13 protein-coding genes and 1 pseudogene are annotated in these 13,553 nt (G+C 49.3%); 10 read left to right on the forward strand and 4 right to left on the reverse strand.

Annotated features, from left to right (window positions below):
• Positions 1-54 precede the first annotated feature (54 nt).
• From dinI to OGX98_RS10325, 6 genes are all read left to right on the forward strand, one after another.
• Positions 55-300 (forward strand): DNA damage-inducible protein I, encoded by a 246-nt coding sequence (gene dinI / locus OGX98_RS10300; RefSeq protein WP_048221665.1) that lies wholly within the window; start codon positions 55-57, stop codon positions 298-300.
• Positions 301-640: 340 nt separating this feature from the next.
• Positions 641-895, forward strand: coding sequence for a biofilm formation regulator BssS (gene bssS, locus OGX98_RS10305; protein ID WP_003036154.1), 255 nt, complete (start codon positions 641-643; stop codon positions 893-895).
• Between the two features lie 114 nt (positions 896-1,009).
• Positions 1,010-2,128 (forward strand): N-methyl-L-tryptophan oxidase, encoded by a 1,119-nt coding sequence (solA, locus tag OGX98_RS10310; RefSeq protein WP_045441622.1) that lies wholly within the window; start codon positions 1,010-1,012, stop codon positions 2,126-2,128.
• A gap of 50 nt (positions 2,129-2,178) precedes the next feature.
• A complete protein-coding gene (locus OGX98_RS10315) occupies positions 2,179-2,292 on the forward strand; it encodes a YceO family protein (protein ID WP_003846814.1) in 114 nt (37 codons plus the stop codon).
• A 262-nt stretch (positions 2,293-2,554) separates the two neighbouring features.
• Positions 2,555-3,121: a cytochrome b gene (locus OGX98_RS10320; RefSeq protein WP_048221666.1), complete on the forward strand. Its 567-nt coding sequence runs from the start codon at positions 2,555-2,557 to the stop codon at positions 3,119-3,121.
• Position 3,122: 1 nt separating this feature from the next.
• Positions 3,123-3,698 carry a YceI family protein gene (locus tag OGX98_RS10325; protein ID WP_048221667.1) on the forward strand — a complete coding sequence of 192 codons (576 nt, stop codon included), beginning with the start codon at positions 3,123-3,125 and terminating at the stop codon, positions 3,696-3,698.
• Between the two features lie 28 nt (positions 3,699-3,726).
• On the opposite strand, the gene trhO is transcribed toward OGX98_RS10325, so the two are convergent.
• Complete coding sequence (trhO, locus tag OGX98_RS10330) at positions 3,727-4,779, reverse strand: oxygen-dependent tRNA uridine(34) hydroxylase TrhO (protein ID WP_286595240.1); 1,053 nt, start codon at positions 4,777-4,779, stop codon at positions 3,727-3,729.
• A 220-nt stretch (positions 4,780-4,999) separates the two neighbouring features.
• Here trhO and OGX98_RS10335 point away from each other — a divergent pair, with 220 nt between their 5' ends.
• From OGX98_RS10335 to OGX98_RS10345, 3 genes and pseudogenes are all read left to right on the forward strand, one after another.
• Positions 5,000-5,920, forward strand: coding sequence for a Kdo(2)-lipid IV(A) acyltransferase (locus OGX98_RS10335; RefSeq protein ID WP_045441601.1), 921 nt, complete (start codon positions 5,000-5,002; stop codon positions 5,918-5,920).
• A gap of 155 nt (positions 5,921-6,075) precedes the next feature.
• A pseudogene (gene mdtG, locus OGX98_RS10340) lies at positions 6,076-7,295 on the forward strand (multidrug efflux MFS transporter MdtG).
• Between the two features lie 81 nt (positions 7,296-7,376).
• Positions 7,377-7,754, forward strand: a complete 378-nt coding sequence (locus OGX98_RS10345) for a MysB family protein (RefSeq protein ID WP_048221668.1) — start codon at positions 7,377-7,379, stop codon at positions 7,752-7,754.
• Here the strand turns inward: OGX98_RS10345 and OGX98_RS10350 are convergent, their stop codons facing one another.
• The 3 genes from OGX98_RS10350 to mdoG all read right to left on the reverse strand — a co-directional run bounded on the left by OGX98_RS10350 (position 7,755) and on the right by mdoG (position 12,113).
• Entirely contained in the window at positions 7,755-7,982 is a 228-nt protein-coding gene (locus tag OGX98_RS10350; RefSeq protein WP_045449561.1) for a YceK/YidQ family lipoprotein, read from the reverse strand.
• A 74-nt stretch (positions 7,983-8,056) separates the two neighbouring features.
• Complete coding sequence (gene mdoH, locus OGX98_RS10355) at positions 8,057-10,585, reverse strand: glucans biosynthesis glucosyltransferase MdoH (protein WP_286595241.1); 2,529 nt, start codon at positions 10,583-10,585, stop codon at positions 8,057-8,059.
• Positions 10,578-12,113: a glucans biosynthesis protein MdoG gene (gene mdoG, locus OGX98_RS10360; RefSeq protein ID WP_136345533.1), complete on the reverse strand. Its 1,536-nt coding sequence runs from the start codon at positions 12,111-12,113 to the stop codon at positions 10,578-10,580. The genes mdoH and mdoG overlap by 8 nt, the downstream gene beginning before the upstream one ends.
• A gap of 271 nt (positions 12,114-12,384) precedes the next feature.
• On the opposite strand from mdoG, the gene mdoC reads away from it, so the two are divergent.
• Entirely contained in the window at positions 12,385-13,545 is a 1,161-nt protein-coding gene (gene mdoC / locus OGX98_RS10365; RefSeq protein ID WP_200011903.1) for a glucans biosynthesis protein MdoC, read from the forward strand.
• Positions 13,546-13,553 lie beyond the last annotated feature (8 nt).

Raw genomic sequence — 13,553 nt, forward strand, 5'->3', positions numbered from 1 at the left:
TCAATTACTGAAGTTAACTGTATAAATAACCAGTATATTCAACAGGGGGCTATTATGCGTATTGAAGTCACTATTGCTAAAACTTCACCTTTGCCTGCCGGTGCGATTGACGCCCTGGCAGGTGAACTCTCCCGCCGTATTAACCATCATTTCCCGGATAACGAAGGTAATGTCACCGTTCGTTATGCCACCGCAAACAATCTGGCGGTCATTGGCGCGACCAAAGAGGACAAAGAACGCATCAGCGAGATCCTGCAGGAAACATGGGAAAGCGCAGATGACTGGTTCATCAATGAATAATAAATGATATGCAGTGATGTTTATTTGCCGGGTCGCCCCGGCTTTTTTACACACATTGCCTTTTAATCAATAGCGTAATCCTGCTACCAAAACGGGTAACGTTTATTTACGCAACTGATTATCTTTTAGCCTGAGCATCAAAATAACTGCATAACATGCCAAAAAAATATGAATAAGGTGCCGATTTATTGTTCGGATAACACTTAAAACATAAAATTTATGCGTCTCCCTCTTTAAATTTCCAGTGAATACCCATATTTATTGATATACTGAAGTTGCTTCAGAAAAAACGCATTGAACCTCGAAAACCGTTGTCTAGTAACACGAATTAGGGGGCATGATGGAAAAGAATAATGAAGTCATTCAGACTCATCCGCTTGTAGGATGGGACATCAGCACCGTTGATAGCTATGATGCGCTGATGCTGCGTTTGCACTACCAGACCCCGAATCGTCCGGACCCGGATGGGACTGAAGTTGGTCAAACGCTCTGGTTAACCACTGATGTTGCCAGGCAATTTATTTCGATATTAGAAGCAGGAATCGCCAAAATTGAATCAGGCGATTACCAGGTGAATGAGTATCAGCGTCATTAAATCTGATGCACCCAACCATCAAAAGGCACCTTAACGGTGCCTTTCTTATTTCCTGGTTGAATAATGCTGGTCATTTATTTACCCTGCAACTATCGCGATTGCAGAGAGAAGCGGATGAAATACGACTTAATCATTATTGGCAGCGGTTCCGTGGGTGCCGCAGCTGGATACTATGCCACTCGCGCCGGTCTGAATGTTCTGATGATCGATGCACATATGCCACCACATCAACAGGGCAGCCACCACGGCGACACACGATTAATTCGTCATGCGTATGGCGAAGGCGAAAAATACGTTCCGCTGGTACTGCGTGCGCAGACATTGTGGGATGAACTCTCCACGCAAAATGAAGAACCCGTGTTTGTCCGTTCAGGTGTTATCAACCTCGGCCCGGCAGATTCAACCTTCTTATCTAACGTGGCGCAAAGCGCAAAACAGTGGCAGCTAAACGTTGAGCAACTGGACGCAGCCGCGATTATGGCGCGCTGGCCCGAAATCCGTGTACCTGAAAACTATATTGGCTTGTTTGAAGCAGAGTCAGGTTTTTTACGCAGTGAGCTAGCCATTAAAACCTGGATCCGTCTGGCTGAGGAAGCAGGCTGTGCACAGCTATTTAAATGTCCTGTCACCGCAATTCATCATCATGATGATGGCGTCACGGTTGAAACAGCGGACGGAGACTACCATGCTAAAAAAGCGCTGATTAGCACCGGAACCTGGGTTCAGGCACTGGTGCCCGAACTGCCAATACAACCGGTGCGCAAAGTGTTTGCATGGTACCAGGCAGACGGGCGCTACAGCATTAAAAACAAATTCCCGGCATTTACCGGTGAGTTGCCGAATGGCGATCAGTATTACGGTTTCCCGGCTGAAAATGACGAGCTGAAGATTGGTAAACATAACGGCGGGCAGATCATCCATTCCGCCGAAGAGCGTAAACCGTTTGCCGCAGTTGCCAGCGATGGTTCCGAAGCTTTCCCATTCCTGCGTACTATTCTGCCCGGTGTTGGATGTTGCCTGCATGGTGCGTCCTGCACTTACGATAACTCTCCGGACGAAGACTTTATTATCGATACGCTGCCAGAGCATGACAATACGCTAATCATTACCGGGTTGAGCGGTCATGGCTTCAAATTTGCCTCCGTGTTGGGGGAGATCGCTGCGGATTTCGCCCAGGACAAACCGTCAGCCTTTGACCTGTCCCCGTTCAAACTTACCCGTTTTAAACAATAATCACTAAATGGCCTCTCTGTGAGGCCATTTCTATTTAAGGAATACTTTTGATGCGTCGCATCTTTCATTACCTGGTTAATAATATTCGCGAGCATTTTATGCTCTACATTATTTTATGGTCACTGCTGGCCATTATGGACGTTATATACATTATGTTTTTCTGACCAAAGAATACTGACAGTAATTGACAAAAATTTAGAATTTCTTAATTTTCATTGCAATAAACTGAATAACAAACAAACCAACAAACACCCTTAAATTAAGCCATAATCTGCCCACTCACACTAATCCGCTGATGTTTACCTTGTAAATAAATCAAATTTATTGAATTAAAAATAAATATCATCACCATTGTTATTTATTAGTTGCATTAATGTCTTTTTCACGCCATTTTCATTCACTCCTGTAATATCTATCGGTGTGTTTATGCAATTCAATAATAGTCCACAGCGCTATGGCGTCGTATCTGCGACATTACACTGGGTGATTGCTATTGCCGTGTATGGCATGTTTGGTTTGGGTTTATGGATGGTAACACTCAGCTATTACGATGGCTGGTACCACCAGGCCCCGGAACTGCATAAAAGCATCGGTGTACTGCTCATGATGGGGTTGGTCATCCGCATTGCCTGGCGGATTTTCTCCCCTCCGCCCCCGGCGCTGAAAAGCTATTCCCGTTTAACTCGCCTCGCTGCGGCACTGGGCCACCTCGCGTTATATATCCTGCTGTTTTCTATTGTGATCAGCGGTTATCTGATTTCTACCGCTGACGGTAAAGCTATCAGTGTTTTTGGCTGGTTTGAAATTCCCGCCACGCTCGCTAACGCGGGAGCACAGGCCGATCTTGCCGGTAGTCTGCATCTTTGGCTGGCCTGGAGCGTAGTGGTTTTATCCCTTCTGCATGGCCTGATGGCCTTGAAACATCACTTTATCGATAACGACGATACCCTTAATCGCATGTTGGGAAGATCGTCATCTGACTCTGGAGCATAAAATGAAGAAAAGCCTGCTGGGGCTCGCCCTCACCTCTCTGTTATTCACCACCGGTTCTGCAATCGCGGCAGATTACAAAATCGACAAAGAGGGACAACATGCCTTTGTTAATTTCCGTATTCAGCATCTGGGATACAGCTGGCTGTACGGCACATTTAAAGACTTCGATGGCTCGTTTACCTTCGACGAGAAAAATCCTGCCGCCGATAAAGTAAATGTCACCATTAACACCAACAGCGTTGACACCAATCACGCTGAACGTGATAAACACCTGCGAAGCGCAGATTTCCTCAATGTCGCTAAATTTCCACAGGCGACCTTCACCTCTACCAGCGTGAAGAAAGAGGGTAACGAGCTTGATATCACCGGGAATCTGACCCTTAACGGCGTGACCAAACCGGTAACGCTGGATGCGAAGCTGACAGGGCAAGGTGGCGATCCGTGGGGTGGTACGCGCGCAGGTTTTGAAGCACAAGGAAAAATTAAGCTGAAAGATTTCAACATCACCACCGATCTCGGCCCTGCTTCGCAGGAAGTCGATTTAATCATTTCGGTGGAAGGCGTACAGCAGAAGTAATTGTTCGCGCGTCTTATCCGGCACAATGTTATGACGCTGGATCCGGAATACCCAGTTTCGTATTCAGGCGACCACGAGATTTATTGAAGATTTTATTGCCATTTTCGCGACCAGCACGACGGCGGCGTTGTTCTTCTTCTGGCAATTCACTTTCTTCACAGCACAGTTCGCTGCAGCAGCCTTTATACTTGCCTGCACATGCCGGGCACTGAATAAACAGCAAATGGCAGCCATCATTTTTACAATTAGTATGGCTGTCGCATGCCACACCACATTGATGACAATGCGCGATCACATCTTCAGAGATTCGCTCTCCCATACGTTCATCAAATACAAAATTTTTGCCGATAAAACGCACGGGTAGCCCCTGCTCACGCGCTCTACGCGCATATTCAATAATGCCACCCTCAATGTGCCATACTTTGCTGAATCCGTTGTGTTTCATCCAGGCACTGGCCTTCTCACAACGAATTCCACCTGTGCAGTACATCACTATTTTTTTATCTTTATGTTCCTGCATCATTTCGACGGCTTTCGGCAGTTGATCGCGGAAAGTGTCTGCAGGAATTTCCAGCGCATTATCGAAGTGGCCAACCTCGTATTCATAGTGGTTGCGCATATCAATAAATACCGCGTCTGGATCGTCGAGCATGGCGTTCACTTCTGCAGCTTTCAGGTAATCACCAACATTGCTGGCGTCAAAGCCAGGATCATCGATACCATCAGCCACAATTCGATCACGGACCTTCATGCGCAGTACCCAGAATGATTTTCCGTCATCATCCAGTGCAATATTCAGACGAAGTCCGGCAAATGCAGGATCAAAAGCGTAAAGTTGATCGCGGAATCTCTCAACATTACTTTGCGGCACGCTGATTTGTGCGTTAATCCCTTCATGCGCAAGATAAACCCGTCCGAAGACATTTAACGCGGTGAACATCTGGTACAGCGCATCACGCGTGTGCTGAGGCTCGACGATATTGAAGTATTTATAGAACGAGATTGTCGTTCGCGGCTCAGACTCTGCCAGCATCCTGGCTTTGAGCGCGTCATTCGAAATGCGGTTGTGTAACACTGGCATGGTGTACGTATCCTGCAGGAAGTAAAAATTGAAAATCGGCCGGCATCATAAAGCAAACATCGCCAATTTACATCCACACATTTTACGCTACATTTCATACTTCACGATAAAAACACAACAACAAATGATGATTTAATGACCGTTCCTGCGTCACAAATTTTTGATACGCGCGAAAAAATGCGACAATACAGGGAATTGGTCGTTTAAAGACAGGATAGACATGACGAATTTACCCAAGTTCTCGACTGCATTATTGCATCCACGTTATTGGTTAACCTGGGCAGGTATTGGTATCCTTTGGTTGATCGTGCAGTTACCCTATCCGCTCCTCTATAAGTTAGGCTGTGCATTAGGTCACCTGGCATTACGTGTAATGAAGCGTCGGGCAAAGATTGTTTCCCGGAATCTTGAGCTGTGCTTCCCGCAGATGAGTGAACAGGAACGCCAGCAGATGGTGGTAAAAAACTTCGAATCTGTAGGTATGGGCGTGATAGAAACCGGAATGGCCTGGTTTTGGTCCGATCGCCGAATTTCACGCTGGACTGAAGTTATCGGAATGGAACATATCCGTGACGTTCAGGCGCAGAAGCGAGGGATCCTGCTTGTCGGACTGCACTTTCTGACGCTTGAGCTAGGTGCTCGTCAGTTTGGCTTACAGGAACCCGGGATCGGCGTTTATCGCCCCAATGACAACCCGCTTCTCGACTGGCTACAAACCTGGGGGCGTATGCGCTCCAATAAATCAATGCTCGATCGCAAAGACCTGAAAGGGATGATCAAAGCGCTGAAAAAAGGTGAAGTGGTCTGGTATGCGCCGGATCATGACTACGGTCCGCGATCCAGCGTATTTGTTCCTCTGTTTGCCGTTGAACAAGCCGCAACGACCTCCGGGACCTGGATGCTTTCACGTCTGTCCAATGCATGTCTGGTACCGTTTGTTCCCCGCCGTAAACCCGACGGCAAAGGGTACCAACTGATTATGCTGCCTCCGGAATGTTCCCCACCTCTGGACGACGCAGAGACCACTGCTGCCTGGATGAATACAATTGTTGAGAAGTGCATCATGATGGCACCGGAGCAATATATGTGGCTACACCGTCGCTTTAAAACACGTCCTGAAGGTGCCCCTTCCCTTTACTGAGACGCCTTGCAGCCCGCCGGGCTGCAACACCTCAGATAACCTCTTTAGGTTTAACTGCTATCCGCATTGCAGCGCCTATAAACCAGGCGCATAATTAGCCTGCTTACTTAATATTCAAACAATAGCGCAAACAGCGCGCCACACTGCGGATCGCTATGTCACCCTCTGATGTCCCCATAAACTGGAAACGCAATCTCACTGTTGCCTGGCTGGGTTGTTTCCTGACCGGCGCGGCATTTAGCCTGGTCATGCCCTTCTTACCGCTCTATGTCGAAAATCTGGGCGTGACGGGTCATAGCGCCTTAAATATGTGGTCAGGCCTGGTCTTTAGCATCACTTTTCTCTTTTCTGCTATCGCCTCACCTTTCTGGGGGGGCTTGCTGACAGAAAGGGCAGAAAAATAATGCTATTGCGTTCAGCGCTGGGCATGGCGATCGTGATGCTGTTAATGGGGCTGGCGCAAAATATCTGGCAGTTCCTTGTCCTGCGCGCCCTGCTCGGACTTCTGGGGGGATTCATTCCCAACGCCAATGCCCTGATCGCCACGCAGGTTCCGCGCAATAAAAGCGGTTGGGCGCTGGGTACACTTTCCACCGGGGGCGTCAGTGGCGCCCTGCTTGGCCCACTGGCTGGCGGGTTACTCGCCGACCATTTTGGGCTGCGTCCAGTTTTCTTCATTACCGCCAGCGTACTGCTGCTTTGTTTTATTCTGACGTTATTTTTTATCCGTGAGAATTTCCGGCCGGTGAGTAAGAAAGAAATACTGCATATGCGGGAGGTCGTCGCTTCATTAAAGAATCCTAAGCTGGTATTGAGCCTGTTTGTCACGACGTTGATCATTCAGGTAGCGACTGGCTCTATTGCACCTATTCTGACGTTGTATGTACGCGAACTTGCCGGTAACGTCAGCAACATCGCCTTTATCAGCGGGATGATTGCCTCAGTTCCTGGCGTGGCGGCCCTGCTTAGTGCACCCAGGCTCGGCAAGTTAGGCGACAGAATTGGCCCGGAGAAAATCCTGATTGTCGCATTGGTTATTTCAGTGCTGCTACTGATCCCAATGTCATTAGTACAGACGCCGTGGCAGCTTGGCGTTCTGCGCTTTTTACTCGGCGCTGCCGACGGTGCTCTGCTACCTGCCGTACAAACCCTGCTGGTCTATAACTCAACTAACCAGATAGCCGGGCGAATATTCAGCTATAACCAGTCATTTCGGGATATTGGCAACGTGACAGGGCCACTGATGGGGGCCGCCATATCGGCAAACTATGGTTTCCGTGCCGTTTTCTGTGTGACTGCGGGCATCGTATTATTCAACGCTATCTATTCGTGGAACAGTCTGCGCCGCCGCCGAGATGCTCAGGTCCCAGGATGATTTTTACGCATTAATACTTGCTATATCAGAGAATCAACTATTATTTCCCTGAATACCTCATTAAATCAAAGGGAGACTCTGATGACTATGTATGCCACGCTGGAAGAAGCCATTGATGCAGCCCGTGAAGAGTTTCTGGCTGATAACCCCGATCTTGAACCTGACGAAGCCAGTGTTCAGCAACTGAACGTACAAAAATACGTACTACAGGACGGCGACATCATGTGGCAGGCCGAATTTTTCGCCGACGAAGATGACGAAGGTGGCGAATGTCTGCCAATGCTGAGCGGCGAAGCGGCGCAAAGCGTTTTTGATGGCGATTATGATGAGATTGAAATTCGCCAGGAATGGCAGGAAGAAAATACCCTCCACGAATGGGATGAGGGGGAATTCCAGCTTGAACCGCCCCTTGATACAGAAGAAGGTCAGACAGCAGCAGATGAATGGGATGAGCGATAATTACTCATAAGGCCCATGGTGGATATCGAGTGGCAGCAGCAGCGTATCAAACACCAGCGAAAATGGCAGGTCGAGGATGGTGACGTAACGCCACGCCGAGTCCCGGACATCCCACTGGACGCCAGGATAGTATTGATTGCCGTGCCCCTGCCCCGGGATCGTCCGGCTAATAATGCTGCCACATCCGCTCAGGAGTAAGACCATTATTCCAACAACCAGTATTCGCACCTGATACCTCATGACCTTTTGTATTCAGTATAAAAAAATACCGGCCCGGGGCCGGTATTTTCACGTCAGAACGTTTATTTTTTCCTGAGCGCCAGTGGGTTCAGGGTGATCCCCTGGTAATAATTGACCCACGAAGAATACCTGTCCGGTGAGTTCCAGACACGATAATGCAAACGTGCCATGGTCACCGGATCGCTCAACAGCACAAGGCGGCGATCGCGATTCAGTTTCTCCGGCGTTTCGTTCAGCGCTTGCTCCACGTGACGGTCTCGTGCAATTTCAAGCACATTACTGGCACGATGGCGTGCGGTGGCCATCGCCGTTACCAGCGCGTTAAATGACGGGTTAAACACTGCATGCATAAAGCCGTCATCCAGCGAACGATTACGATTCATCACCAGATAATTGTCAGTATCCACCAGCACTTTAGGCGGAGAATACTCTTCCGGGATCAGGAAAAGCTTCCAGCGTTTAGTTCGTAACCCCACCGTTGAACGGCTGGATATCACGGAAACAAACGGCGACAGGATCAGCGAAAAGACAATCGGTGCCAGCCAGAACAGGAAGCGCAGATCCAGCCACGCCATACCCACAGCCCATACCAGACCCAGCAACAATTGAGATCCGTGACGCATAAACGCTTCGCCCCACGGGGTGGAGTTGTCATCGCGCTGCGGTGAGTTCCAGACCACTTCCCAGCCAAGAAATGCGCTCACTACGAAGACCGTGTGGAACAGCATACGCACCGGCGCCAGCAGCACGGAGAACAGAACCTCCAGCAGCAATGACAGTGTTACACGGATAAATCCGCCGTACTCTTTCGTCCCTTTACACCAGATGAGTAAAATACTCAGCAGCTTCGGCAGGAATAACAGCACCATCGTTGAGGCAAACAGCGCGATCGCCAGCTCCGGACGCCACTGCGGCCAGACCGGGAACAGTTGGCGCGGTTGCAGGAAGTATTGTGGTTCCGTCAGCGCATGAACCACCTGCAGTGCAGTTGAGAGCGCGAGGAACATAAACCACAGCGGAGCCGACAGATAGGACATGACGCCGGTCAGGAATACCGCACGGTGAACCGGGTGCATCCCTTTAACCAGGAACAAACGGAAGTTCATCAGGTTACCGTGACACCAGCGTCGGTCACGCTTGAGTTCATCCAGCAGGTTCGGTGGCAGCTCTTCATAAGAACCCGGCAGATCGTAAGCAATCCACACGCCCCACCCTGCACGACGCATCAATGCAGCTTCCACGAAGTCATGGGAGAGAATCGAGCCTGCAAACGAGCCTTCACCCGGTAACGGTGCAAGCGCACAGTGCTCGATAAACGGCTTCACGCGAATAATCGCGTTGTGACCCCAGTAGTGCGACTCACCCAACTGCCAGAAGTGAAGTCCTGCGGTAAACAGCGGGCCATACACGCGAGTAGCAAACTGTTGGCAGCGCGCATACAGCGTGTCCATCCCGGATGCTTTTGGCGAAGACTGGATAATCCCGGCGTTTGGATTCGCCTCCATTAGACGCACCAGGCCGGTCAGGCAGTCGCCACTCATCACCGAGTCCGCATCCAGCACCACCATGTAGCTGTACTGATTCCCCCAACGACGACAGAAATCATCAATGTTACCGCTTTTACGCTTCACACGACGCCGACGACGGCGATAGAAAATCTGCCCTTCACCCTGCACTTCAGCAATCAACTCCATCCACGCTTTTTGTTCCGCTACGCAGATATCAGGGTTGTAGCTGTCACTCAGAATGTAGACATCGAAATGCTCGGCATTGCCCGTGGCTTTAACCGACTCCCACGTGGCACGCAGACCCGCAAATACACGGTCAACGTCCTCGTTACAGATAGGCATAATCAGCGCAGTACGATGCTCAGGATTAAGAGGTTCATCCCCTACCGTTGAGGCTGAAATACTGTACTTATCACGCCCAATCAATAGTTGCAGGAAGCCCATCAAAGCAGTCCAGAACCCCGCAGATACCCAGCAGAAAAGGACGGCAAACAGAATAAGTATCCCACTCTGGAGCACATAGGGCAGCAACTGCATAAAGGAAACCCACAGGTTCTGCCCCATCATGTCTGCAGGATTAATGAACGCCCAGCCCTGATACGGAAGAATTGTCTTCATATACCAGGTCGCAACGACCGTTTGCGCCAATGTTAAGATCAGCAGAATGTAACGGCGGATCGTCCCAACGGTACGCCATTTCTGTTCATTCTCTTGTTCTTCTTTCGTCAGACGTGAAAGATAACGCGGTGTCACATCCCGTCCACGCAGACGATCCCAAAAACGGCCTACCGGGTTAGTACGCCAGGGGTCGGGAAACATCGAAGTGCGTGTTGCCTTTGGCATGGCCTGCAACTGGTCACGCCCTTCATCGTCCTTAATCAACTGCTCTTTGGCCAGAGAGTCCGGCCAGGCTTGCTCAAGGCGAGCTTTAACAGACCCCTGCGGTGAATCATCTTCGCGCGCGTAAGTACGGTGCTCGGCATCCAGCGCCTGATGAACGGCGCGGATGTCAGTTTTCGGCAGTGCCGCTTTCTCGGTATCCGAAAGCGGCATTGCGTCAATATACTCAGTTGTCTTATTCATTGGCAGGTAACTGGTAGCTCCAGGTTTCACTCAACGTCTGATCGGCATTGGCCAACGCAGCACGCATTTCAGTGGGTTTCTTCGCATCTTTCACTTTCACGCGCAGCATCAAACGCCAACCCTTAGTGACCGGGTTATAACGCACTGTGCTTTCAACGATCTCACCGTTGTCGCCAATGCTGGTTTGCGCGGTGACAGGGGTGTCCTGAGGCAGTTTTTTCATATCTGCACCGGCGAAATCCACCACAAATGCAATGGTGCCGTCAGGCTGGCGAATAAGATTTGACTGTTTGACATCACCTGTTGAGCGGCGAGTCTGCTGTACCCAGGCACTTTCCGGGGCATGAAGCTTATCTTCATCGCGAGTGAACGTCAGGGTGTACTTGAAGTTCATCTCTTTGCCTGCTTCAGGCAGTTGATCCGGCGTCCAGTAGGCAACGATGTTATCGTTCGTTTCATCGTTGGTTGGAATTTCAACTAACTCAATTTTACCCTTACCCCAGTCGCCTTTTGGTGTGATCCAGGCGCTCGGACGCAAGTCGTAGCGGTCGTCGATATCTTCAAAACGGGAGAACTGACGACCACGCTGCAGCAGACCGAATCCTTGCGGATTTTCCATCGCAAAGCTACTCACTGCGAGGTGTTTCGGGTTATTCAGCGGACGCCAAATCCACTCGCCATTGCCAGCATGGATAGACAAACCGTTAGAGTCATGCAGTTCCGGACGATAGTTAGTCGTCGGAGACGGCTGGTTCGGCCCGAACAGGAACATACTGGTTAGCGGTGCTACGCCCAGCTTGCCCACTTTATCGCGCAGGTAAACTTTGGACTGAACATCCACAACCGTGTCACGCCCAGGAATAATCACAAAGCGATACGCTCCGGTCGCACGCGGAGAGTCCAGCAAGGCATAAATGGTTAAACGTTTATCAGTTGGTTTTGGACGTTCGATCCAAAACTCACGAAAGCGGGGAAACTCTTCGCCCGAAGGCAGAGCGGTATCAATAGCGAGACCTCGCGCAGACAGGCCATAAACCTGACCTGCACCCAGGACGCGGAAATAGCTGGCACCGAGCATGCTGACGATTTCATCGTTTTTATCTTTGCTGTTGATCGGATACAGCACTTTGAACCCGGCGAAACCGAGATCTTTTACCGTGTCTTTATCATGCTGGACATCGCCAAAATTAAAATAATCCGGGCTGTATTTGATTTTTTTTACCGCTGTGGCGGTAACTTCATTGATTCTGACCGGCGTGTCGAAATACATACCCTGGTGGTAGAATTCGAGCTTAAATGGGGTCTTAAGGTTACTCCAGTAGGCTTTATCGCGATTAAACTGGATCTGCTGATAATCCGCATATTTCATATCGCGGAAAACGGAGGGCAAGTTACTTTTTGGCGCCTCATAGCCTTTATCGGCTAAGGATTGAGCTTGTTTAGCAACATCATCAATGCTGAATGCCCAGCTCGATGATGTGTACAGCGTTAACATGACTGCTGCACCCAACCAACGCATTTTCATCATTTGTAGTTTATGTTTCATAATTAGTAAGCACTTCCCCCTTTGTGTGCTTATATTGATCCGATCCATTTTAATGGATAATCGGGTAATCCGACAACTGAATCCCTGTATTGTTCGCGCGCTGGCTCATGGTTTAATCAGGTTCGTATGCCTGTTTTCACTTTGCGTGCTTATCCTGGAGACAGGTTGTAAGACTTCGTGTAGGGTTGGCCTCGAATGTAACCATTATTCGCCTTAGGGATAAGACGAAAAGTCTGAGAATACGTAACTGTCTATGAGCTCTGTATCTCCACCGCGTGAATACTTTCTTGACTCCATCCGCGCCTGGCTGATGTTGTTGGGTATTCCCTTTCATATCTCATTGATCTACTCCACACATACCTGGCATGTGAACAGTGCAGAGCCATCGTGGTGGCTGACCCTTTTTAACGACTTCATCCATGCGTTTCGCATGCAGGTTTTCTTCGTTATTTCGGGTTATTTTTCATACATGCTTTTTTTGCGTTACCCATTAAAACGCTGGTGGAAAGTACGTGTTGAACGTGTGGGGATCCCTATGTTAACCGCGATTCCGTTGCTTACGCTGCCGCAATTTATCATGCTGCAATTTGTGAAGGGAAAAGCAGACAGCTGGCATACTCTCAGCGGGTACGATAAATACAACGCGCTTGCGTGGGAGCTTATTTCACATCTGTGGTTTTTACTGGTCCTTGTCGTTTTAACGACCGTAAGCATGTGGGTATTCAGCCAAATGAAAAAACGGCTGACAAGCGCAGATGACTCGAGCTCAGCACCTGCTTCAATGACTAAGCTAACACTAGTTTTTTTGTTGCTTGGCGTGGGATATGCCGTTATCAGACGGACAATTTTTATCCTCTATCCTTCTATTCTCAGTGACGGCATGTTTAATTTCATCATCATGCAAACGCTGTTTTATGTGCCTTTCTTTATGCTTGGCGCCCTGGCGTTTATCAATCCCAGGTTAAAAGCGCTGTTTACTACGCCATCGCGTGGCTGCACGTTAGCCGCAGGATCCGCGTTCGTCGCCTATCTGCTTAATCAGCGTTACGGAAACGGCGATGCCTGGATGTACGAAACCGAATATGTGATAACCATGGTCATGGGCCTGTGGATGGTTAACGTTGTCTTTTCACTCGGCTACCGCTTGTTGAATTTCCAGTCAGCCCGCGTCACCTATTTCGTAAACGCGTCGTTGTTTATCTACCTGGTACACCATCCGTTAACGCTGTTTTTCGGCGCCTATATCACGCCGCATATCTCATCGAATATTCTGGGCTTTTTGTGTGGGCTGCTATTTGTGGTCGGAATTGCGCTGATACTGTACGAAATCCATTTACGTATTCCGGTTCTGAAATTTCTCTTCTCGGGTAAACCGCCTGTTAAGCAGGATAAAAGCAAAGCCGTTGCCGGTTAGCTGACATT

This window comes from Citrobacter sp. Cm046 (assembly GCF_030333065.1).
Classification (GTDB): Bacteria; Pseudomonadota; Gammaproteobacteria; order Enterobacterales; family Enterobacteriaceae; genus Citrobacter; species Citrobacter murliniae.